This is a genomic window from Pseudomonas sp. SC3(2021), assembly GCF_019856535.1.
Classification (GTDB): Bacteria; Pseudomonadota; Gammaproteobacteria; order Pseudomonadales; family Pseudomonadaceae; genus Aquipseudomonas; species Aquipseudomonas monsensis.
This window is the reverse complement of record NZ_CP082236.1, coordinates 6,178,644-6,201,212: the sequence shown is the minus strand read 5'-3', so window position 1 is coordinate 6,201,212 and position 22,569 is coordinate 6,178,644. Positions and strand designations below refer to the sequence as shown.

Below are 22,569 nucleotides of genomic sequence, written 5' to 3'. Positions count from 1 at the left end.
TTTGCGCTCCCCCTCTGGTTGCCCGCTGTGGCAGCCATTTTCTGTTTGTCGGCGCCCCTCGAATCCTTGCGAGCGGTGGTTTTGGGCTGTTTTTTATTGGGAAGCCGTAATGATTGGCATAAAAAGCATTGCGAGCTACGTTCCTGTAGCCGGCGTGGACAATTACGCACAAGGTGCAAAATTCGAGAAGGATGAAGAATTCATCCTTGGCAAGATCGGCTCGGCATTCCTGCCGCGCAAAGACGCTGAACAAGAAACCTCCGATCTGTGCGTGGAAGCGGCCAATGCGCTGTTTGCCAGCAACCCTGAGCTGAAGCGTGAGTCGATCGACGCGCTGATCGTCGTCACTCAGAACGGTGACGAAGAAGGCTTGCCGCACACCGCTGCGATCGTGCAGGACAAACTCGGTCTGCCGACCAATGTCGCGGCGTTCGATATTTCCTTGGGTTGCTCCGGTTACGTCTACGGCATCTATGCGATCAAGGGCTTCATGGAAGCCGCAGGCCTGAAGAACGGCTTGCTGATCACCGCTGACCCTTATTCGAAGATCGTCGACCCGGAAGATCGCAACACCACCATGCTGTTCGGCGATGCCGCCACCGCCACCTGGATGGGCGAAGATCCGACCTGGGCGTTGGGTAAAGCCAAGTTCGGTACTGACGGCTCCGGCGCTCCGCACCTTAAGGTCAGCAATGGTGTGTTCTTCATGAACGGTCGTCAGGTGTTCAACTTCGCGCTGCTGAAAGTCCCGGCGCACTTGCACGAGTTGCTCGACGATTCCGGCCTCAAGGCCGACGACATTGATGCGTTCTGCATTCACCAGGGCAGTGCGGCGATTGTCGATGCCGTGGCGCGGCGTTTCGAAGGCGAGCCAGAGAAGTTCATCAAGGACATGGTCGAGACCGGTAATACCGTGTCGTCGAGTGTTCCGTTGCTGCTGGAAAAACACGTGCTCGATTCTGACTGGAGTCGCGTTGCGATCAGCGGTTTCGGTGTCGGTTTGTCTTGGGGTTCGGCGATCATCTATCGTCCCTGAGTCACCTGTTTTTCTATAAAACGCGGCACAAAAAAGCGCTCAAGGTGTAACCTTGAGCGCTATTTTTTTGCCCGGATGTCAGGCGAGGCGCCATGAGCGAGTTTTTTCAATCCAATACCCAGATCATCGAAAAGCGCTGGCCTGCGGTGGCTGCGCGTCTGCTGAGCGAAGACCCGAGCTCGTTGCAGGCCGATCTGGTGGAAGGACTGGGCTCGACCTTGAGCGTCAACGGCATTCAGTTGACCAGTCGGCATGATCGTATGCGTGAAGCGCAGGTGCAGGCCGCAAGCCTGGCAGCCGACAGCCCGGTGTTACACGTCTACGGTGCCGGTTTGGGCGATCTGCAACACGAGTTGCTGCTACGTCCGGCACTCGCGCAATTGCACGTGCACATCCTCAATGGCGCCGTGTTTTCGCTGGTGCTGCAACTGCTTGATCAAACACCGTGGCTCGGCGATTCACGCGTCCAGTTGCACTACGCCGGTGATCGCGAGGAAATCTGCCTGCCTTTCTTTGCCTTGCCGTCCGAACTGGTGCTGGCAGACGACTACAACGCGAAAATCCGCGACCGACTGATCAGCGAGACGCACCTTACGTTCAATAATCGCGAGTTTGATCCGCACGCTGCGCACATTGTCGAACGCTTGCATGCCAGTCAGACGCTGATGCACGTCGATGCGGATGTCGCCGAGCTGTTCGGCACGTGCGCGGGCATGCCGGTGTTTGTGATTGCGACAGGGCCGAGCCTGGAAATGCACTTCCAGCGATTGCGGACGATCCGCGAGCAGCAGGCACGGCCGCTGTTTATCTGTGTCGACACCGCGTATAGACCGTTGCTTGAACAGGGGATTCGCCCCGACATCGTGGTTACGATCGATCAGCGCATTGCCGAGCGCCACTTGCCGCCGGCCGGCACGAGCGCCATTCGTCTGGTGTATATGCCCATGGTCGATCCGTCAGTGTTGAGTGCCTGGCAAGGCCCGCGCTATGTAGCCTATTCACCTAGCCCGATCTATCAGGCATTGCGCCAGCAATTCCCCAGAGGTGAATTGCATGGGGGCGGCAGTGTGATCCATCCGGCAGTGGATCTGGCGGTGAAAATGGGTGCCGGGGAAATCACCCTGTTCGGTGCCGACTTTGCCTTCCCGGGCGACAAGACCCATGCCGGCTGGAATGACGGTGAACTGGGGCCACAACTCGGTGCGGCGAAACACTGGGTGCTCGATGGCCACGGCCAACGCATCAAGACTCAACTCAACTTCCGTAGCTATCTGTGCGAACTGGAGCGCTTTATCGCCGGGCATCCCCAGGTGCGCTTTTACAACAGCAGTCGGGCCGGGGCGATCATTGCCGGGACCGCCTTTCATCCGGAGTTGGCGCTATGAGTGCAATGTTTGTCGAGCAGGCACAGCAGTGTGCGACGTTGTTCCGGCTGGGGCGTGACGTTGAGGCAGGGTTGGCGATGATTGATCTGGCCGCTGCGCTGCAACCATCCTTCGATCAAGCGGATGCGGATAATCAACACCAATGGCTGCAGGTTCTCAGTCTGATGCTGGAATGTCAGGAGGCGCAAAACTGGCTGGCACTGGCGGACTACCTCGAATACGAATTGACTCAACTGATCACGGACAGTCTGTCCGTTTAGACAATTTCTCCCCACTCGTCGGTTCTGGCTCCCGATCTTGAGCTTCCGGCGTATTCCTGACGCCATTTTTTCGTTTGTCGACGGCCGCCAAGTCCTTGATTTACGAGGGGTGGCCGTCTGATGGCAATTTTTTTCGAAAATCCCCTAAAGCAAGTTCCAATCCCGACGATAACTATTACGAAGGTTCTCTAGGCCATACCCGGCGGTTGCCAGGGCCGGAAGCCGCAGTACCCAACCAACGAGGAATTCGTCATGGCTTTAACAGTAAACACTAACGTCACATCGTTGAACGTTCAGAAAAACCTGAACCGTGCTTCCGACGCTCTGTCCACTTCGATGACTCGCCTGTCTTCCGGCCTGAAAATCAACAGCGCTAAAGACGACGCCGCCGGCCTGCAAATCGCTACCCGTATGACTTCGCAGATCCGTGGTCAGACCATGGCGATCAAAAACGCCAACGACGGTATCTCGATCGCTCAGACCGCTGAAGGCGCGATGCAAGAATCGACCAACATTCTGCAGCGTATGCGTGAACTGGCTGTTCAAGCACGAAACGACTCCAACGGCACCGACGACCGTGCTGCTCTGAACAAAGAATTCGCGACCATGTCGGACGAGCTGACTCGTATCGCCAAGTCGACCAACCTGAACGGCAAAAACCTGATCGACGGTACTGCTGGCACCATGACCTTCCAGGTTGGTTCCAACACTGGCGCTACCAACCAGATCACCATCACTCTGAACAGCGGCTTCGACGCTGCAACTCTGAGCGTTGGTTCGGCTACTATCGCTGTTACCGGTACCGACAGCACCACTGCTGAAGCAAGCACCAAAGCTGCAATCGACGCGATCGACAAAGCTCTGAAAACCATCAACACCAGCCGTGCGGACCTCGGTGCTGCTCAGAACCGTCTGACCAGCACTATCTCCAACCTGCAAAACATCAACGAAAACGCCAGTGCTGCACTGGGTCGCGTACAAGATACCGACTTCGCTGCTGAAACTGCACAGCTGACCAAGCAACAAACTCTGCAACAAGCTTCGACCGCAGTTCTGGCTCAGGCCAACCAACTGCCATCCGCTGTACTGAAACTGCTTCAGTAATAGCTGATGAGTTTTGGCGGGGGAGTGCGCTTGTCGCGCTCTCTCGCTTTTTACTTTTTTAAGAGGTGATGGACATGGATATGAGCGCCAAGCTGAACTTGTCTTATCCTGCGGCCAAGCAGGCGACGACTGTTGCCGACAAGCCTGCGGAGAAACCTCGCCCGGTGGTTGCTCCAGTAGCTGCCGTCAAGGAAGAAAGTAAAAACGAGCAGACCGATCAAGACAAGCTGAAGATGGCCGTCCAGGAAATCGAAAAGTTTGTGCAGTCGGTCAAGCGTAACCTGGAGTTCTCGATAGATGAGCCTTCAGGCAAAGTTGTAGTCAAAGTGATTGCCAGTGAATCCGGTGAGGTGATCCGTCAGATCCCTAACGAAGAGGTTCTGAAGCTGGCGAACAGTTTGAATGATGCAAGCAGCCTGTTGTTCAGCGCAAAAGTCTGACAACTGGCACGAATTTTGTTGCTATGTTCTTTTGGGCGTTGTAGTGGTCAAAAGGCCGGCGACACACTGAAGGGAGTTCCACATGGCAAGTCCAATTCTACCGGGCACGGGTTTAGGCTCCGGCCTTGATACCGGTGCTATCGTCAAAGCTCTGGTAAACGCTGACAAAGCGGCCAAGCAAGGTCAGATCGACCGTGGGACTGCGACCAACACCGCAAGCATTTCCGGTATTGGTACCTTGAAGTCGCTGATGACGGCTTTCACCCAGACCTTGACGGATCTGGGCAGTCTCTCCAATCCGCAGTTTCCGGGTTTTGCTGCAACCTCTTCTGATCCAAAGATCCTCGGCGCCACTGCCGGCAACACGGCGGTCAATGGTAACTACGTTGTGACCGTCGGCAAGCTGGCCACCTCCTCGAAGGTCGCCAGTGCCGCTTTTGCAGGTGGTAACACCAGTCCGATTACGGCTGGCACGCTGACCATCAAGCAGGGTACTGGCACATACAACCTCGACATCAAGGCTGGGGCGACACTGCAATCGGTGCGCGACTCGATCAACGGTGACGACAAGCTCAAGAGCGCAGGCATCAGTGCCAACATCGTCACTGACTCCTTTGGTTCGCGTCTGGTACTGGGTTCTACTACCACGGGTGCGGGTTCCGACATTTCCGTCAGCGGAATTTCCGAGCTGGCCATCAATGGTGGCACGGTGATCGGTACCAGCGGTTCGCCGATGACGGCGACGTCCGCCGGTTCCATTGGTGCTCTGGCGATCGATGCCGAATTCACCATCGACGGCATGGCCCTGACCAGCAAGAGCAATACCGTCGACAAGGCTGTTTCCGGCCTGACCTTGAATCTGGTAGCGACCGGTACCTCCACTGTCACCGTCGCCAGCAACAACGATGGTTTGAAGGCTTCCATTCAGAAGTTCGTCGATGCCTACAATGCTCTGGCCAACGGCATTACTGCGCTGACCAAGCCTTCCCTGGACGATGATGGCAAGCCGACCGTTGCGGCGGCTCTGACTGGCGACGCCTTGCCGCGTTCGATCCTGTCGGCCATCCGCGAACCGCTGTCGCAAACCGGTTCGGGCGACAAGCTGACCGTTCTGGCGCAACTGGGCATTACCACCGATCAGAAAACCGGTGCGCTCACTTTTGACAGCACCAAGTTCACCGCTGCCATGAATGACAAGAAACTGGGTGGCGAAGTCCAGAAGATGTTCGTTGGCGAGTTGGGTTCTGACAACGGTCTGCTCAAGCGCATGCAAAAAGCGATTACGCCGTTCTCCACTACTGGTGGGATTCTGGATCAGCGCACCACCAGTCTGAACAAGACCAAGACCAAACTGACCAATGATCAGGCTGCGCTCGATCGTCGTATCGAAACCCTGACCGCTGTACTGACCAAAAAGTACAACGACATGGACACCCTTGTCGGCAAGCTGAAGGCCACCGCCAGCAACATCACGTCGATGTTCGAGGCGTTGACCGCTCAACAGAAAGGCTAAGGCCTGAAACGCCAAAAGCCCGGCAGCGTTTTTCTACGCTCCGGGCTTTTTGCATTTGAATCTAAAGTTTTTTGACGCGTCGTCGATACCCTTGATATGCGTACCATAGAAATTTTGATGAGGTAGAACATGAATCCGATGTTAGCCCTTCGCCAATACCAGAAGATTGGCGCTCAGGCCCAGACTTCCGAAGCCAGCCCGCACCGCCTGGTGCAGATGCTGATGGAGGGCGGTCTTGATCGTATCGCTCAGGCCAAAGGCGCCATGGAGCGCAAGGACATCCCGAACAAGGGCATCCTGATCGGCAAAGCCATCGGCATCATCGGTGGTCTGCTTGAAGGGCTTGATCTGGAGAATCGGTCGGAACAGGTTGGCGAATTGGCTAATCTCTACGAATACATGATGAAGCGTCTGACCGAAGCCAACGCCAAGACCGATCCAAAGATCCTCGACGAAGTCGCTGACCTGCTGCGTACGGTCAAGGACGGCTGGGATGCCATCGGCACGCCGGCTCCACAGTTTTAAGGAGATCACCATGAGTCTTGTATTGCAGCGAATCGAAGAAACCCGCGAGGCTCTGGTCGGTGCTCTGGCCGAGCGCAACTGGGAAGCCATCAGCGAGCTGGACATGGCTTGCCGTTCCTGCATGGAAGACGTCTTGAGTGAAGCTTCGGTGGACGAGGCCGCGTTGCGCGACAACCTTGAGGAGTTGCTCGGGGTTTACAAGCGGTTGCTGGATGCAGCGACCGGTGAGCGGCAGGCGATAGTCGATGAGATGTCGCAGATCACCCAAGCGCAGAACGCGGCAAAGGTTTACCATCTGTTTGGTTAATTAACCCCCAGTTAATCCAGACATGTGCGCCATAAATTTGACTGTGCACGGTTTTTTGACTTAACTAGTGGCTGTTTTCAGATTTCAGGCGTCTACAGGCACATGGTGTCCTGCAAGCGTCTCGCTTGCCCCATTTTTCGGGCATTGAGTTGACTAGGGAAGTTGCTATTGCATGTGGCGTGAAACCAAAATTCTGCTGATTGATGACGATAGCGTCCGCCGCCGCGACCTGGCGGTGATCTTGAATTTTCTTGGCGAAGAAAATTTGCCCTGCGGCAGCCATGACTGGCAGCAGGCTGTCGGCTCTTTGTCATCAAGTCGTGAAGTCATTTGCGTACTGATCGGGACGGTGAATGCTCCTGGTGCGCTTTTGGGCTTGTTAAAGACACTCTCGACATGGGATGAGTTCCTTCCGGTTTTGTTAATGGGTGATAATTCTTCCGTTGACCTGCCTGAAGACCAGCGTCGCCGCGTGCTGTCGACCCTCGAAATGCCGCCCAGCTACAGCAAGTTGCTCGACTCCCTGCATCGCGCCCAGGTCTATCGCGAAATGTACGACCAGGCCCGCGAGCGCGGCCGGCATCGCGAACCCAATCTGTTCCGCAGCCTCGTCGGCACCAGCCGGGCGATTCAACACGTCCGGCAGATGATGCAGCAAGTGGCTGACACCGACGCCAGCGTGCTGATCCTGGGCGAGTCCGGTACCGGCAAGGAAGTGGTCGCGCGCAACCTGCATTACCATTCCAAGCGCCGCGACGCGCCGTTCGTCCCGGTCAACTGCGGGGCGATCCCGGCAGAGCTGCTGGAAAGCGAACTGTTCGGTCATGAGAAGGGCGCCTTCACCGGCGCGATCACCAGCCGTGCCGGGCGTTTCGAGCTGGCCAACGGCGGTACGCTGTTCCTCGACGAAATCGGCGACATGCCGTTGCCGATGCAGGTCAAGCTGCTGCGCGTGCTGCAGGAGCGTACCTTCGAGCGCGTGGGCAGCAACAAGACCCAGAGTGTCGACGTGCGCATCATCGCGGCGACCCACAAGAATCTCGAAAGCATGATCGAGATCGGCACCTTCCGCGAAGACCTCTACTATCGCCTCAACGTGTTCCCGATCGAGATGGCGCCGCTGCGTGAGCGCGTCGAAGATATCCCGTTGCTGATGAACGAACTGATCTCGCGCATGGAGCACGAGAAGCGCGGTTCGATCCGCTTCAACTCCGCGGCGATCATGTCGCTGTGCCGTCACGGCTGGCCGGGCAACGTCCGCGAACTGGCCAACCTGGTCGAGCGCATGGCGATCATGCATCCCTACGGGGTGATCGGCGTGGTCGAGTTGCCGAAGAAATTCCGCTACGTCGATGACGAAGACGAGCAGATGGTCGACAGCCTGCGCAGCGATCTCGAAGAGCGCGTGGCCATCAACGGCCATACCCCGGACTTCACCGCCAATGCCATGTTGCCGCCGGAAGGCCTGGACCTGAAGGACTACCTCGGTGGTCTGGAACAGGGCCTGATCCAGCAGGCGCTGGACGATGCCAACGGCATTGTGGCGCGTGCGGCCGAACGCCTGCGCATTCGTCGTACCACGCTGGTGGAAAAGATGCGCAAGTACGGCATGAGCCGGCGGGAAGGCGATGAACAGGCAGATGATTGACGCCTGTTTTTCAAGCACCTCATTTATAAGCAGTTTTTTTTAGGCACGGGTATTGCTACATCCCTCGCAACGTTCCGTTTAACTGACGGTCAGCCAAGCGAGAGAGCACAATGCCCCAAGCCGCCCAGATGTCTTCTGCCTCCAGCTCCGAGGGGCTGCCGTCCTCCGTAGAGCAGGCCAGCCGACAGGGTCTTGAGCAGGCGTTCGCCTTGTTCAATCAGATGTCCAGCCAACTGACCGATTCCTACAGCATGCTCGAAGCGCGGGTCACCGAGCTCAAGGGTGAACTGGCCGTGGTCAGTGCCCAGCGCATGCAGGAACTGGCGGAAAAAGAGCGTCTGGCCAACCGCCTGCAACACCTTCTTGATCTGTTGCCGGGTGGCGTTATCGTGATTGACGGCCATGGCATCGTCCGTGAGGCCAACCCGGCGGCCATCGACCTGCTCGGGCTTCCGCTGGAAGGCGAGTTGTGGCGTCACGTCATCACCCGTTGCTTCGCCCCGCGTGAAGACGACGGTCATGAAATCTCCCTGAAAAACGGTCGACGCCTGTCGATTGCCACCCGCTCCCTGGATGCCGAGCCGGGGCAGTTGGTGCTGCTCAATGACCTGACAGAAACCCGTCACCTGCAAGATCAACTGGCGCGTCACGAGCGCCTGTCTTCGCTGGGGCGCATGGTCGCCTCGCTGGCCCATCAGATCCGCACACCGCTTTCCGCAGCGTTGCTCTACGCCAGTCATTTGACCGAACAGGAACTGCCGGTCGCCACCCAGCAGCGCTTTGCCGGGCGTCTCAAGGAGCGCTTGCATGAGCTGGAGCATCAGGTGCGCGACATGCTGGTGTTCGCCCGTGGCGAGCTGCCGCTGACCGATCGCATCACCCCCAATGCCTTGATGCAGTCGCTGCAAGCCGCGGCGTTGACCCATGTGCAGGACTTGCCCGTTCGCTGGCAATGCGACAGCCATGTCGGCGAGTTGCTGTGCAACCGCGACACGCTGGTCGGCTCCATTTTGAACCTGATTGAAAACGCGATTCAGGCCAGTGACGGCAACGTGCGCCTGAAAGTGCACTGCTACACCCGCGACAACACCCTGCGTTTGTGCGTCAGCGACAGTGGCAGCGGTATTGATCCGGTTGTGCTCGAGCGGCTTGGCGAGCCGTTTTTCACGACCAAAGTCACCGGCACCGGCCTCGGCCTGACCGTGGTCAAGGCAGTCGCCCGGGCACATCAGGGAGAATTGCAGATGCGTTCGCGGGTCGGGCGCGGCACGTGCGCGCAGGTGATTCTGCCGCTGTTTTCCGCTGGACAGGGAGCTGAGTGAAGGTCATGGGCATCAAGGTTTTGCTGGTCGAGGATGACCGCTCGTTGCGCGAGGCGCTGGCCGATACGCTGTTGCTGGCCGGCCACGATTACCAGGCCGTCGGTAGCGCTGAAGAAGCGTTGACGGCGGTGGCGCGTGAAGCGTTCAGCCTGGTGCTCAGCGACGTCAACATGCCCGGCATGGATGGCCATCAATTGCTCGCACTGTTGCGGGCCCGGCAGCCGCAACTGCCGGTATTGCTGATGACCGCCCACGGCGCTGTCGAGCGTGCGGTGGATGCGATGCGCCAGGGGGCGGCGGATTATCTGGTCAAACCGTTCGAGCCCAAGGCCTTGCTTGACCTGGTCGCCCGGCATGCTTTGGGCAGCCTCGGTGCCAGCGACGCCGAAGGTCCGATCGCGGTCGAACCTGCCAGCGCGCAGTTGCTGGAACTGGCCGCGCGGGTGGCGCGCAGCGATTCCACGGTGCTGATCTCTGGCGAGTCCGGCACTGGCAAGGAGGTGCTGGCGCGCTACATTCACCAGCAATCCCATCGCGCCAGTCAGCCCTTCATTGCGATCAATTGCGCGGCCATCCCGGACAACATGCTCGAAGCGACATTATTCGGTCATGAGAAGGGGTCGTTCACCGGCGCCATCGCAGCGCAAGCGGGCAAGTTCGAGCAGGCCGATGGCGGCACGCTGTTGCTCGACGAAATCTCTGAAATGCCCCTCGGCCTGCAAGCCAAGTTGCTGCGCGTGTTGCAGGAGCGCGAAGTGGAGCGGGTCGGTGCGCGCAAACCGATCAGTCTCGACATCCGTGTGGTCGCCACCACCAACCGCGATCTGGCGGGCGAAGTGGCGGCGGGGCGGTTCCGCGAAGACCTTTATTACCGTCTGTCGGTTTTCCCGTTGGCCTGGCGTCCACTTCGTGAGCGCACTGCCGATATCTTGCCGCTGGCGGAGCGCTTGCTGGCCAAACACGTCAATAAAATGAAGCATGCTGCAGCGAAACTTTCACCCGCGGCGCAGGCGTGCCTGACGGGCTACGCGTGGCCGGGCAACGTGCGCGAACTGGATAACGCCATTCAGCGTGCGCTGATCCTGCAACAGGGCGGCCTGATTCAGCCGCAGGATTTCTGTCTGGCAGGGCCGGTGACATTCGCCGCGTTGCCGGTATCGGCGCCGACGCCGGGCGTGGTGCGTGAAGTTGAAATCGAAGCGGATTCGGCCGGCGCGCTGGGTGATGACCTGCGTCGCCGCGAGTTCCAGATGATCATCGACACCCTGCGCAGTGAGCGCGGGCGGCGCAAGGAAGCGGCGGAAAAGCTCGGCATCAGTCCGCGCACCCTGCGCTACAAACTGGCGCAAATGCGCGATGCCGGGATGGACGTCGAAGGTTATCTGTTCGCCACCTGAAAGTTGACGCTGGCAAATGTGGGAGGGGGCTTGTTCCCGAAAGCGCTGGGTCATTCACGGATGATGTGATTGACCTGCCAGCTTCGGGAGCAAGTCGCCTCCCACGGTCGTTACGGTGATTCAGCGCTGGCCGGGAGCCCGGAACGGCTTTTATGAAACAGGTCAGCCGAGCTGGCACCCTTGTTGCTAACACCTGTGTACCCGCCGAGTGAGTGTCAAAAAATTGCGGGCCGCCCAAGAGAGTAGACCATGAGCCAAGGTATTGAATTTAATCGGTTGATGATGGACATGAAGGCCATGCAAATGGATGCCATGTCTGCGCCGAAATCGACTGCCGCCGTCCCTGAACTGGCAGGTAGCAGCTTTTCCGACATGCTCGGTCAGGCCATCAACAAAGTGAACGATACCCAGCAGGCGTCGACCCAGTTGGCCAACGCATTTGAAATCGGCAAAAGCGGCGTCGATCTGACGGACGTGATGATTTCTTCGCAGAAAGCCAGCGTGTCGTTCCAGGCTCTGACCCAGGTGCGCAACAAACTGGTTCAAGCCTATCAAGACATCATGCAGATGCCGGTTTAAGGACGAGATTGAGTCATGGCAGAAGCAGTCGCCGATAACGTTCCGGCCAAGGCCACCCCGATAGACGGCAAACCGCCGCTGTTCGGCCTGTCCTTCCTGGAAAACCTCTCCGAGATGACCATGCTGCGTCAGGTGGGCCTGTTGGTCGGCCTGGCTGCGAGCGTGGCGATTGGCTTTGCCGTGGTGCTGTGGTCGCAGCAGCCGGATTACCGTCCGTTGTACGGCAGCCTTGCCGGCATGGACGCCAAGCAGGTCATGGACACCCTGGCCTCCGCCGATATTCCCTACACCGTCGAGCCGAACTCCGGCGCCTTGCTGGTCAAGGCCGACGACCTGTCCCGTGCGCGGATGAAACTCGCGGCCGCTGGTGTCACTCCCAGCGACGGCAACATCGGTTTCGAAATCCTCGACAAGGAACAGGGTCTGGGTACCAGCCAGTTCATGGAAGCCACCCGCTACCGTCGCGGCCTCGAAGGCGAATTGGCGCGCACCATTTCCAGTCTGAACAACGTCAAGGGTGCCCGCGTGCACCTGGCGATTCCGAAGAGCTCGGTGTTCGTGCGTGATGAGCGCAAGCCAAGTGCTTCGGTTCTGGTTGAACTGTACAGTGGCCGTTCGCTGGAGCCGGGGCAGGTGGTCGCGATCATCAACCTGGTGGCCACGTCCGTCCCTGAACTGAGCAAATCGCAGATCACCGTCGTCGATCAGAAGGGCAACCTGCTCTCCGATCAGGCGGAAAACTCCGAAATGACCATGGCCGGCAAGCAGTTCGATTACAGCCGCCGCATGGAAAGCATGCTCACCCAGCGCGTGCACAACATTCTGCAACCGGTACTGGGCAATGATCGCTACAAGGCTGAAGTGTCGGCCGATGTCGATTTCAGTGCCGTCGAGTCGACCGCCGAGCAGTTCAACCCGGATCAGCCGGCGTTGCGCAGCGAGCAGTCGGTCAACGAACAACGCACCGCCAGCAATGGCCCGCAAGGTGTGCCGGGTGCCCTGAGCAACCAGCCGCCGTCGCCAGCCTCGGCGCCGCAAACCACCGGTGGCACCGCAGCGCCGGCCGGCATGATTCAACCCGGTCAGCCACTGGTCGATGCCAACGGTCAGCAAATCATGGACCCGGCCACCGGCCAGCCTATGCTTGCACCGTACCCGGCGGACAAGCGTCAACAATCCACCAAGAACTTCGAGCTTGACCGTTCCATCAGCCACACCAAACAGCAGCAGGGTCGCCTGAATCGTCTGTCGGTGTCGGTGGTGGTCGACGATCAGGTCAAGATCAACCCGGCCAACGGTGAAACCAGCCGTGCGCCGTGGAGCGCCGACGAATTGGCGCGCTTCACCCGTCTGGTGCAGGACGCCGTCGGTTTCGATGCCAGCCGTGGTGACAGCGTCAGCGTGATCAACATGCCGTTCTCCGCCGAGCGCGGCGAAGTGGTCGCCGATATTCCGTTCTACTCCCAGCCATGGTTCTGGGACATCGTCAAACAAGTGCTGGGCGTGTTGTTCATCCTGGTGCTGGTGTTTGGTGTGCTGCGTCCGGTGTTGAACAACATCACTGGCGGTGGCAAAGGCAAGGAGCTGGCCGGTCTGGGCAGCGACGTGGAACTCGGTGGCATGGGCGGCCTGGACGGCGAACTGGCCAACGACCGCGTGAGCCTCGGTGGTCCGCAGAGCATTCTGTTGCCGAGCCCGAGCGAGGGTTATGACGCGCAGCTGAATGCAATCAAGAGTCTGGTGGCCGAAGATCCGGGTCGCGTGGCTCAGGTCGTGAAAGAGTGGATTAACGCAGATGAGTGATAACCGAGCCGCTACCGTCAAACTGAACAAGGTCGACAAAGCCGCGATTCTGCTGCTGTCCCTGGGTTCGACCGATGCCGCACAAGTGCTGCGTCACATGGGCCCGAAAGAGGTTCAGCGCGTCGGCGTGGCCATGGCGCAGATGGGCAACGTCCATCGCGAGCAGGTCGAGCAGGTCATGAGCGAGTTCGTCGACATCGTCGGCGACCAGACCAGCCTCGGCGTCGGCTCCGACGATTACGTGCGCAAAATGCTCACCCAGGCTCTGGGTGAAGACAAGGCCAACGGCCTGATCGACCGCATCCTGCTCGGTGGCAACACCAGCGGCCTCGACAGCCTGAAATGGATGGAGCCACGCGCCGTTGCCGACGTGATCCGCTACGAGCACCCGCAGATCCAGGCCATCGTGGTTGCGTACCTCGACCCGGATCAGGCCGGTGAAGTGCTCGGCAACTTCGACCACAAAGTGCGTCTGGACATCATCCTGCGCGTCTCGTCGTTGAACACCGTGCAGCCAGCCGCGTTGAAAGAGCTGAACCAGATTCTCGAGAAGCAGTTCTCCGGCAACTCGAATGCTTCGCGCACCACCCTGGGTGGCATCAAGCGTGCGGCAGACATCATGAACTTCCTCGACAGCTCGATCGAAGGCCAGCTCATGGATTCGATCCGCGAAGTCGACGAAGACCTGTCCGGTCAGATCGAAGACCTCATGTTCGTGTTCAACAACCTCGCCGACGTCGACGATCGCGGCATTCAGGCGCTGTTGCGCGAAGTCTCTTCCGATGTCCTGGTGCTGGCCCTCAAGGGTTCCGACGAAGGCGTCAAAGAGAAGATCTTCAAGAACATGTCCAAGCGTGCGGCCGAACTGTTGCGCGACGATCTCGAGGCCAAAGGCCCGGTGCGCGTCAGCGACGTGGAAACCGCGCAGAAAGAAATCCTCACCATTGCCCGTCGTATGGCCGAAGCCGGCGAGATCGTGCTCGGTGGCAAGGGCGGCGAGGAAATGATCTAAGCCCATGGATAAGCATGACGATGTAACGGATCTGATCCGTGCCCGGGATGTTCGCGGTTTCGAATCCTGGACCATGCCCAGCTTCGATCCGCCGGCACCGGAACCCGAGCCGGAGCCGGAGCCCGAACCGCCGGAAATGGAAGAAGTGCCGCTGGAAGAAGTCCAGCCACTGACCTTGGAAGAACTCGAGAGCATCCGTCAGGAGGCTTACAACGAGGGCTTCGCCATCGGCGAAAAAGAAGGCTTTCACAGCACCACGCTGAAGGTGCGTCAGGAAGCTGAAGTCGCGCTGGCGGCGAAAATCGCCAGCCTCGAGCAACTGATGAGCCACCTGTTCGAACCGATTGCCGAGCAGGACACGCAGATCGAAAAATCTCTGGTCGACCTCGTTCAGCACATCACCCGACAAGTGATCAGGCGCGAACTGGCCATCGACTCGAGCCAGATCGAACAGGTCATGCGCGATGCCCTCAAGCTGTTGCCGCTGGGCGTGGAAAACGTGCGCCTGTACGTAAATCCGCAGGACTTCGCCCAGGTCAAAGCCCTGCGCGAACGCCATGAAGAAACCTGGCGCATCGTCGAAGACGAAACGCTGCTGCCGGGCGGCTGCCGGGTCGAAACCGAGCACAGTCGCATCGACGCAAGCATCGAGTCGCGGGTCAGTCAGGTCATGGCCAAACTGTTCGATCAGTTGCACGAACAGGCCCTGCACCCGGCCGCAGCCGATTTGAGTCTGGATATTCCCGAGGACGCTAAACCGGCCGTCAGCCCTGACGCGCCGCTCGCGGACACCGCCGATGCGCCTTGAACGCACCAGTTTCGCCAAGCGCCTGAGTACCTACGCCGAAGCCACCGAAATTGCCGGTGCGCCGATCCTTGAAGGCCGCCTGCTGCGCATGGTCGGCCTGACGCTGGAGGCCGAAGGCCTGCGCGCTGCCATGGGCACCCGCTGCATGGTGATCAATGACGACACTTACCACCCGTCCCAGGTGGAAGCGGAAGTCATGGGTTTCTCCGGCAACAAAGTCTTTCTGATGCCGGTCGGCAGTGTTGCCGGTATTGCCCCGGGCGCCCGCGTGGTGCCACTGGCCGACGCCGGGCGTTTGCCGATGGGCATGAGCATGCTCGGCCGCGTACTCGACGGCGCCGGTCGTGCGCTGGACGGCAAGGGCAGCATGAAGGCCGAAGACTGGGTGCCGATGGATGGCCCGACGATCAACCCGCTCAACCGTGATCCGATCAGCGTGCCGCTGGACGTCGGCATCCGTTGCATCAACGGTTTGTTGACGGTCGGTCGGGGCCAGCGTCTGGGCCTGTTCGCCGGTACCGGTGTCGGTAAATCCGTGCTGCTGGGCATGATGACCCGCTTCACCGAGGCCGACATCATCGTCGTCGGGCTGATCGGTGAGCGGGGTCGAGAAGTTAAAGAGTTCATCGAGCACATTCTCGGTGAAGAAGGTCTCAAGCGCTCTGTGGTCGTCGCATCTCCTGCGGACGATGCGCCGTTGATGCGTCTGCGTGCGGCGATGTACTGCACGCGAATCGCCGAGTATTTCCGCGACAAGGGCAAGAACGTCCTGTTGCTGATGGACTCGCTGACCCGTTTCGCCCAGGCCCAGCGGGAAATCGCCCTGGCCATTGGCGAGCCGCCGGCGACCAAGGGCTATCCGCCCTCGGTGTTCGCCAAACTGCCGAAACTGGTGGAGCGTGCGGGTAATGCGGAGAAGGGTGGCGGCTCGATCACCGCGTTCTACACCGTATTGTCCGAGGGCGATGACCAGCAGGACCCGATTGCCGACTCGGCGCGGGGTGTGCTCGACGGCCACATCGTGCTGTCCCGGCGTCTGGCCGAAGAAGGTCATTACCCGGCCATCGACATTGAAGCGTCGATCAGCCGGGTAATGCCGGCGGTGGTCGGCATCAAGCACATGAACCATGCGCAGATGTTCAAGCAATACTGGTCGCGCTATCAGCAGAGTCGCGACCTGATCAGCGTCGGCGCTTACGTGGCCGGGGGTGACCGCGAAACCGACACGGCGATCAATCTGCATCCGGCCATGACGATGTACTTGCGCCAGGGGCTCAACGACAACGTTAACCTGGGCTCCAGTGAAAACCATCTGGCTTCGCTCTTCGCCCCGGCTCCCGGCGGTTAACCGATCATGGCCCTGAGTCGAGCCGCGCGACTGGCGCCGGTGGTGGACATGGCCGAGAAGGCCGAGAAAGCCGCCGTGCAGCGCCTGGGGTATTTCCAGGGGCAGGTGAAAGTGGCGCAAAGCAAGCTCGCCGACCTCCACGCCTTTCGTCTGGATTATTCCGAGCAATGGATCGTGCGCGGCAGCACCGGGGTAACCGGGCAATGGCTGCTGGGCTTTCAAGGCTTTCTCGCGCAACTCGACACCGCCGTCGATCAGCAGCGCCAGAGTCTGGTCTGGCACCAGAACAACCTCGAGAAGGCCCGTGAGGCCTGGCAACAGGCCTTCGCCCGCGTCGAAGGTTTGCGCAAGCTGGTGCAGCGTTATCGCGAAGAGGCGCAGCGGGCCGAGGACAAGCGCGAGCAGAAGCTGCTGGACGAACTGGCCCAGCGCTTGCCACGCCATGATTCGTTTTAAATCGCGCCCCCATTTGATCCGGCCTCCAGCCTTGCCCCAAACCTGTCCAAGTGCTAAACCTTGTACACGTTCGTCAATGACAAGGAAGCCAGTCAATGTCAGTCGTTACAGAAGTCTCTGCGGATGGAAAAAAACTGACGATCTCGGTCAGGGGGCGTTTCGATTTCGGCCGGCACCAGGAGTTTCGCGAAGCCTACGAGAGGGTTGAAAAAAAACCCGGGTCCATTGTGGTTGACCTCAAAGAGGCCACCTATCTCGACAGCTCGGCGCTGGGCATGCTGCTTTTGCTGCGCGATCACGCCGGCGGCGATCACTCTGATGTACGGGTCGTCAACAGCAACTCCGACGTGCGCAAGATCCTCGCCATCTCCAATTTCGACAAACTGTTCGACATCAGTTGACCGTCATGCAGGCGCAAGAGCCGCTGACCATCCTGATCGCCGAAGACAGTGCTGCCGATCGCTTGCTGTTGTCGACCATCGTTCGCCGTCAGGGTCATGAAGTGCTGACGGCAGCCAACGGCGCCGAAGCGGTTGAAGTATTCCGTCAGCAGCAACCGCACCTGGTGCTGATGGACGCGATGATGCCGGTGATGGATGGGTTTCAGGCGGCACAGCAGATCAAGGTGCTGGCCGGGGAAACCCTGGTGCCGATCATCTTTCTGACCTCGCTCACCGAAAGCGAGGCGCTGGCGCGTTGTCTGGAGGCCGGTGGCGACGATTTTCTGGCGAAGCCTTACAATCAGGTGATTCTTGCCGCCAAAATCAAGGCGATGGATCGCTTGCGCCGCTTGCAGGCTACGGTCCTGCAACAGCGCGACCTGATCGCCCGACACCACGATTACCTGCTTAACGAACAGCGCGTGGCCAAAGCGGTGTTCGACAAGGTCGCGCATTCCGGCTGCCTGAGCGCACCGAACATCCGCTACCTGCAATCGCCTTATGCGCTGTTCAATGGCGATCTGTTGCTGGCCGCGTACACGCCGGCCGGGGACATGCACGTCCTGCTCGGCGATTTTACCGGCCACGGTCTGCCGGCGGCGGTGGGCGCGATGCCTCTGGCCGAAGTGTTCTACGGCATGACCGCCAAAGGCTATGGCCTGGCCGAAACCCTGCGCGAAATGAATGCCAAGCTCAAACGCATCCTGCCGGTGGACATGTTCTGCTGCGCGACATTGTTGTGCCTGAGTTTTCAGCGTCGCTCGGTGGAGGTGTGGAACGGCGGCATGCCCGACGGGTATCTGCACCGGATTGCCACGGGCGAGCGTGAGCCGCTGGCTGCGCGTCATTTGCCGTTGGGGGTGCTGAGTCCGCAGGCGTTTGACGATCGTACGGAAGTGCACTCGATGGCGGTCGGTGATCGGGTGTTTCTGCTCTCCGATGGAGTCATCGACACCAGTGATGCCAACGATCAGTTGTTCGGCGTCGAACGCTTGCAGCGGGTGTTCGCCGCCAGTCGTGAGCCTGATCGGCTGTTTGACGATATCGAGCAGGCGCTGCGCGATTTTCGTGGTGAGGCACGTGACGATGTGAGCATGGTCGAGGTCAGTCTGCTGGCGCCGGCACAGGTTCGTCTGCCGGCTCCGGTGTATTCCGACAGCGGTCAATCCTGCCCGCTGGACTGGTCGGTGAGCTTCGAGTTTCGCGGCGCCACGCTCCAGCGCTTCAATCCTTTGCCCTATCTTTTGCAACTGCTTCTGGAGGTGCATGGCTTGCGGGCGCAAAGCGGTGCGCTGTACAGCGTGCTTGCCGAACTGTATTCCAATGCGCTGGAACACGGTGTGCTCGGGCTCGATTCCAGCCTCAAGCGCGACGCCGAGGGTTTTGCTCGTTATTACCAGCAGCGCAACGCGAGGCTGGAGGCGTTGCAGGAAGGCTTCGTGCGCGTACATTTGCAGGTGTTGCCGCACGGCGAGGGTGGTCGTCTGATCATTCGGGTCGAAGACAGTGGCAAGGGTTTCGATGTGGCCCGGATCATGGAGCGCCCCCTCGACGGCGTCCGTCTGTCGGGGCGAGGTGTCAGCCTGGTCCGGCAATTGGGGCATAACGCCAGTTGGTCGGACGAAGGTCGTAGTGCCCGCGTGGAGTTTTTCTGGGAGGTTCAGGCATAATCGGCGCAATTCTTGATCAAGGAGTGAACAAGTGACTGACAAACATGTGGATCGCGAGGCCTTGAGCCTGTTGCGCGAAGTCATGGAGGACGGCTATCCGGAACTGCTGGATACCTTTCTGGCCGATTCCGAAAGTCGCTTGCATGAGCTGCAAAAGACCGCTGATGCCAAGGTGTTGTCCGAGGTTGCCCACAGTTTCAAGGGCAGCGCCAGCAACATGGGCGCTGTGCGCCTGGCAGAACTCTGTCATGAGCTGGAGGCCGAGGCCAAAGACAAGAGCCCCTCGGAAATTGCCAGGCTGGTCGCTGATATCAGCAGCGAGTTCTGCGAAGTACGCCCGGTTTATGAAGACGAGCGGCAACACGCACTGACCCACTGAAAGCCGCCGTCCGGCGCTTTTATCGAGTGTCGGGTGAAACTGGCCCGGCACTTGCAGTTATCTCGTCCAACTGTACCTACGATCCCAGTGCAGCGGAGACCGTGTTATGCCTGCGACCCCCAATATTCTTCTTCAGACCGCCGCTCAGGCCAAGGCGCAAGCCGCCTCGTCCAAAGCGCCGGCGACGGCCGCAGACGCCGGGGACAAGGCTTCGAGCTTCGCTCAGGTATTCGCCGATCAGGCCCCTGCCAAGCCCGCCGTGAGCGCCGACAACCCGGCGAAACCAGCGCGGGACAAGACGGCCGATAACAGCGGCAAAAAGGACGTCGGCCAAGACCAGTCTGCCGCCCCGCAACCGCCGGTTGCCGATAGCGGCAAAGCGTTGCCTGCCGACAAGCCGGCGGCGAGTGACGACCAGAGCGCCAGCGACGACACCCGCGATACTGCGCAAACGCCGGTGGCCGATACCGCGCCAGTGGATCCGACACTGGATCCGGCGCTGGCCGTCGCCGTGCAGCCGGCGGTGACGCCGCCCGTCGTGCAGGCGCCAGTGGTTGCAACGCCGGCACCGGCAGCCAGCGAAGCGCCGGCGGTGGCGGTCTTGCCGAATGCGGTCAAAGACCCGGCGCCCGACAGTGCTTTTGATCCAGAAGCCGATCCGCTCGATGCATTGCCCGTCGTCCGCATGGCGATGGAGCAGGGCGGGCACATTTCCGCCGCCAGCCAGGCCCAGCCGAAAGCCACGCCTGCGCAGGCGCAGGCTGATGGCGAGCTGACTTCGGCGCAGAACTTCGCCGCTGGCATGGCCAGCATGCTCGACGTGCAGGCCGACAAGGACAGCACCAGCCAGGGTGGCGAAAAAGCATTCAGCGGGCTGATCGAAGATGGCCTCAAAGACCTGAAAGCCGCCACCAGCGATACTCGTGTCGATGACTTCGCCAACCGTCTGGCGGCGCTGACCCAGGCGGCGACGCCGAAGACCGCGAACGCCGTTCCGGTGAACCAGCCGATCGCCATGCATCAGAGCGGTTGGACCGAAGAAGTGGTCAACCGCGTCATGTACCTGTCGAGCGCCAACCTGAAGGCGGCGGACATTCAATTGCAGCCCGCGGAACTGGGGCGTCTGGATATCCGCGTAAACATGGTGCCGGATCAGCAGACGCAAGTGACGTTCATGAGCGCGCACCCAAGTGTGCGTGAAGCGCTGGACGGGCAGATGCATCGCCTGCGCGACATGTTCACCCAGCAGGGCATGGGTCAGGTCGACGTCAACGTGTCCGATCAGGGGCGTGGCTGGCAGGGTCAAGGCCAGGAGCAGGCGCAGCAGGGCCAGACTGGGCGCACCAGCGCTGCGGGTGGTCGTCTGGACTCGGCTGAAGAAGAATTGACGCCGGCGGCTGTGGCGGAAGCGGCTGCTCAAACCACCAGCGTGATTGGCTCCAGCGCCGTCGACTATTACGCCTGATACACCCTCCCTGAAATCTGTGGGGGCTGGCAAGCCAGCTCCCACAGGCGCTTGCATCGATTCACCATTCCCTCTCGTCCTGTGCTCCGACACTTCTGGCATAACACTTGCTCTTGCCTTGCGGTGCGACTGTGAAAACCCGATTAGTGACGGATTATTGGCATGGCGAAGAGCGAAGCAGCAGCTGTAAAAGACCCCGCGACCAAAGGCAAACTCAAGATGATCATCCTGATCGTGGTGGCTCTGCTGCTGGCGATCGGTGTGTCCGTGGGCGCAACCTGGTACTTCATGCACAGTGCTCAGAGCAAACCTGCCGCAGCGGCCGAAGCCGCGCCGGTCGGCAAGCAGCCGGCGATCTTCGAGCCGATGGCGCCGGCGTTTGTCGCCAACTTCAACCAGAACGGCCGTCAGCGCTACATGCAGGTGAGCATCACCATGCTGGCGCGTAATCAGGCTGATCTCGAAGCGCTCAAAGTGCACATGCCGGTGATCCGCAACAACCTGGTAATGCTCTTCTCCGGTCAGGATTTCGCCACACTGGCGACCCCGGTCGGCCAGGAGATGCTGCGCCAGAAGGCCACAGCCAGCGTCCAGGAAGTGGCGCAGAAAGAGCTGGGCAAAGTGGTGATCGAACAGTTGCTTTTCACTAATTTCGTACTGCAGTAGGAACACGACATGGCCGTGCAGGATCTGCTGTCCCAGGATGAAATCGACGCGCTGTTGCATGGTGTCGACGATGGTCTGGTACAGACCGATAACGCTGCCGAACCCGGCAGTGTCAAAAGCTACGACCTGACCAGCCAGGATCGCATCGTCCGTGGACGCATGCCGACTCTGGAAATGATCAACGAGCGTTTTGCCCGTTACACCCGCATCAGCATGTTCAACATGCTGCGCCGCTCGGCAGACGTTGCCGTCGGTGGCGTCCAGGTGATGAAGTTTGGCGAATACGTGCACTCGCTGTACGTGCCGACCAGCCTCAACCTGGTCAAGATCAAACCGCTGCGCGGCACCGCACTGTTCATCCTCGACGCCAAACTGGTGTTCAAACTGGTGGACAACTTCTTCGGCGGCGACGGCCGTCACGCCAAGATCGAAGGGCGTGAATTCACCCCGACCGAACTGCGCGTAGTGCGCATGGTGCTGGAGCAGGCGTTCGTCGACTTGAAAGAAGCCTGGCAGGCGATCATGGAAGTCAACTTCGAGTACATCAACTCGGAAGTGAACCCGGCCATGGCCAACATCGTCGGCCCGAGCGAAGCGATTGTGGTCTCCACCTTCCACATCGAACTCGATGGCGGTGGCGGTGACCTGCACGTGACCATGCCGTACTCGATGATCGAGCCGGTGCGCGAAATGCTCGACGCCGGTTTCCAGTCGGACCTCGACGATCAGGACGAGCGCTGGGTCAACGCCCTGCGTCAGGACGTGCTCGATGTCGACGTACCGATCGGCGCCACCGTGGCCCGCCGTCAGTTGAAGCTGCGCGACATCCTGCACATGCAGCCGGGGGATGTGATCCCGGTGGAAATGCCGGAAGACATGATCATGCGCGCCAACGGCGTACCGGCCTTCAAGGTCAAGATGGGCTCGCACAAAGGCAACCTCGCGTTGCAGGTGATCGAGCCGATCGAGCGTCGCTGACGCGCCGCTCTTATTCCCACGCATTTAA

General features: G+C 59.9%; 23 protein-coding genes. All 23 read left to right on the top strand.

Translation table 11 applies throughout. The features are described from left to right. Window positions 1–109 precede the first annotated feature (109 nt). Window positions 110–1,036, top strand: a complete 927-nt coding sequence (locus K5Y35_RS27530; protein WP_123465729.1) for a ketoacyl-ACP synthase III — start codon at window positions 110–112, stop codon at window positions 1,034–1,036. A gap of 92 nt (window positions 1,037–1,128) precedes the next feature. Further along, complete coding sequence (locus K5Y35_RS27525) at window positions 1,129–2,421, top strand: motility associated factor glycosyltransferase family protein (protein ID WP_222833420.1); 1,293 nt, start codon at window positions 1,129–1,131, stop codon at window positions 2,419–2,421. Next, window positions 2,418–2,681, top strand: a complete 264-nt coding sequence (locus K5Y35_RS27520; RefSeq protein ID WP_123465733.1) for a hypothetical protein — start codon at window positions 2,418–2,420, stop codon at window positions 2,679–2,681. The genes K5Y35_RS27525 and K5Y35_RS27520 overlap by 4 nt, the downstream gene beginning before the upstream one ends. Window positions 2,682–2,933: 252 nt before the next feature. Then, window positions 2,934–3,785, top strand: coding sequence for a flagellin domain-containing protein (locus K5Y35_RS27515; protein WP_123465735.1), 852 nt, complete (start codon window positions 2,934–2,936; stop codon window positions 3,783–3,785). Between the two features lie 74 nt (window positions 3,786–3,859). Continuing rightward, window positions 3,860–4,225, top strand: coding sequence for a flagellar protein FlaG (locus K5Y35_RS27510; protein WP_123465737.1), 366 nt, complete (start codon window positions 3,860–3,862; stop codon window positions 4,223–4,225). Window positions 4,226–4,307: 82 nt separating this feature from the next. Continuing rightward, entirely contained in the window at window positions 4,308–5,738 is a 1,431-nt protein-coding gene (gene fliD, locus K5Y35_RS27505) for a flagellar filament capping protein FliD (RefSeq protein WP_123465739.1), read from the top strand. Window positions 5,739–5,867: 129 nt separating this feature from the next. Beyond that, window positions 5,868–6,263, top strand: a complete 396-nt coding sequence (gene fliS / locus K5Y35_RS27500; RefSeq protein ID WP_123465741.1) for a flagellar export chaperone FliS — start codon at window positions 5,868–5,870, stop codon at window positions 6,261–6,263. Between the two features lie 10 nt (window positions 6,264–6,273). Continuing rightward, the gene (locus K5Y35_RS27495; RefSeq protein WP_123465743.1) at window positions 6,274–6,570 is read left to right on the top strand and encodes a flagellar protein FliT; all 297 of its coding nucleotides are present in this window, start codon (window positions 6,274–6,276) and stop codon (window positions 6,568–6,570) included. A 172-nt stretch (window positions 6,571–6,742) separates the two neighbouring features. Continuing rightward, window positions 6,743–8,218, top strand: coding sequence for a sigma-54 dependent transcriptional regulator (locus K5Y35_RS27490; RefSeq protein WP_003222863.1), 1,476 nt, complete (start codon window positions 6,743–6,745; stop codon window positions 8,216–8,218). Window positions 8,219–8,346: 128 nt separating this feature from the next. Then, complete coding sequence (locus K5Y35_RS27485) at window positions 8,347–9,540, top strand: sensor histidine kinase (RefSeq protein WP_222834504.1); 1,194 nt, start codon at window positions 8,347–8,349, stop codon at window positions 9,538–9,540. A gap of 5 nt (window positions 9,541–9,545) precedes the next feature. Further along, window positions 9,546–10,937 carry a sigma-54-dependent transcriptional regulator gene (locus tag K5Y35_RS27480; RefSeq protein ID WP_222833419.1) on the top strand — a complete coding sequence of 464 codons (1,392 nt, stop codon included), beginning with the start codon at window positions 9,546–9,548 and terminating at the stop codon, window positions 10,935–10,937. A gap of 249 nt (window positions 10,938–11,186) precedes the next feature. Next, complete coding sequence (gene fliE, locus K5Y35_RS27475) at window positions 11,187–11,516, top strand: flagellar hook-basal body complex protein FliE (RefSeq protein ID WP_123465749.1); 330 nt, start codon at window positions 11,187–11,189, stop codon at window positions 11,514–11,516. Between the two features lie 15 nt (window positions 11,517–11,531). Further along, window positions 11,532–13,319, top strand: coding sequence for a flagellar basal-body MS-ring/collar protein FliF (gene fliF, locus K5Y35_RS27470; RefSeq protein ID WP_222833418.1), 1,788 nt, complete (start codon window positions 11,532–11,534; stop codon window positions 13,317–13,319). After that, a complete protein-coding gene (gene fliG, locus K5Y35_RS27465; protein ID WP_007920042.1) occupies window positions 13,312–14,331 on the top strand; it encodes a flagellar motor switch protein FliG in 1,020 nt (339 codons plus the stop codon). Before fliF ends, fliG begins: the two co-directional genes overlap by 8 nt. Before the next feature lie 4 nt (window positions 14,332–14,335). Then, window positions 14,336–15,139 carry a flagellar assembly protein FliH gene (gene fliH, locus K5Y35_RS27460; RefSeq protein WP_222833417.1) on the top strand — a complete coding sequence of 268 codons (804 nt, stop codon included), beginning with the start codon at window positions 14,336–14,338 and terminating at the stop codon, window positions 15,137–15,139. Continuing rightward, window positions 15,129–16,487 (top strand): flagellar protein export ATPase FliI, encoded by a 1,359-nt coding sequence (gene fliI / locus K5Y35_RS27455; protein WP_123465755.1) that lies wholly within the window; start codon window positions 15,129–15,131, stop codon window positions 16,485–16,487. Before fliH ends, fliI begins: the two co-directional genes overlap by 11 nt. A gap of 6 nt (window positions 16,488–16,493) precedes the next feature. Next, window positions 16,494–16,943, top strand: coding sequence for a flagellar export protein FliJ (gene fliJ, locus K5Y35_RS27450; protein ID WP_123465757.1), 450 nt, complete (start codon window positions 16,494–16,496; stop codon window positions 16,941–16,943). 95 nt (window positions 16,944–17,038) lie between these two features. Continuing rightward, window positions 17,039–17,344, top strand: a complete 306-nt coding sequence (locus K5Y35_RS27445) for an STAS domain-containing protein (RefSeq protein WP_128615729.1) — start codon at window positions 17,039–17,041, stop codon at window positions 17,342–17,344. 5 nt (window positions 17,345–17,349) lie between these two features. Then, a complete protein-coding gene (locus K5Y35_RS27440) occupies window positions 17,350–19,053 on the top strand; it encodes a fused response regulator/phosphatase (protein WP_222833416.1) in 1,704 nt (567 codons plus the stop codon). A gap of 31 nt (window positions 19,054–19,084) precedes the next feature. After that, window positions 19,085–19,432 carry an Hpt domain-containing protein gene (locus K5Y35_RS27435; protein ID WP_123465763.1) on the top strand — a complete coding sequence of 116 codons (348 nt, stop codon included), beginning with the start codon at window positions 19,085–19,087 and terminating at the stop codon, window positions 19,430–19,432. A 106-nt stretch (window positions 19,433–19,538) separates the two neighbouring features. Next, a complete protein-coding gene (locus K5Y35_RS27430; protein WP_128615726.1) occupies window positions 19,539–20,897 on the top strand; it encodes a flagellar hook-length control protein FliK in 1,359 nt (452 codons plus the stop codon). A 162-nt stretch (window positions 20,898–21,059) separates the two neighbouring features. Continuing rightward, the gene (gene fliL / locus K5Y35_RS27425) at window positions 21,060–21,563 is read left to right on the top strand and encodes a flagellar basal body-associated protein FliL (RefSeq protein WP_123465767.1); all 504 of its coding nucleotides are present in this window, start codon (window positions 21,060–21,062) and stop codon (window positions 21,561–21,563) included. Window positions 21,564–21,572: 9 nt separating this feature from the next. Then, the gene (gene fliM, locus K5Y35_RS27420) at window positions 21,573–22,541 is read left to right on the top strand and encodes a flagellar motor switch protein FliM (RefSeq protein WP_003222890.1); all 969 of its coding nucleotides are present in this window, start codon (window positions 21,573–21,575) and stop codon (window positions 22,539–22,541) included. Window positions 22,542–22,569: the final 28 nt, after the last annotated feature.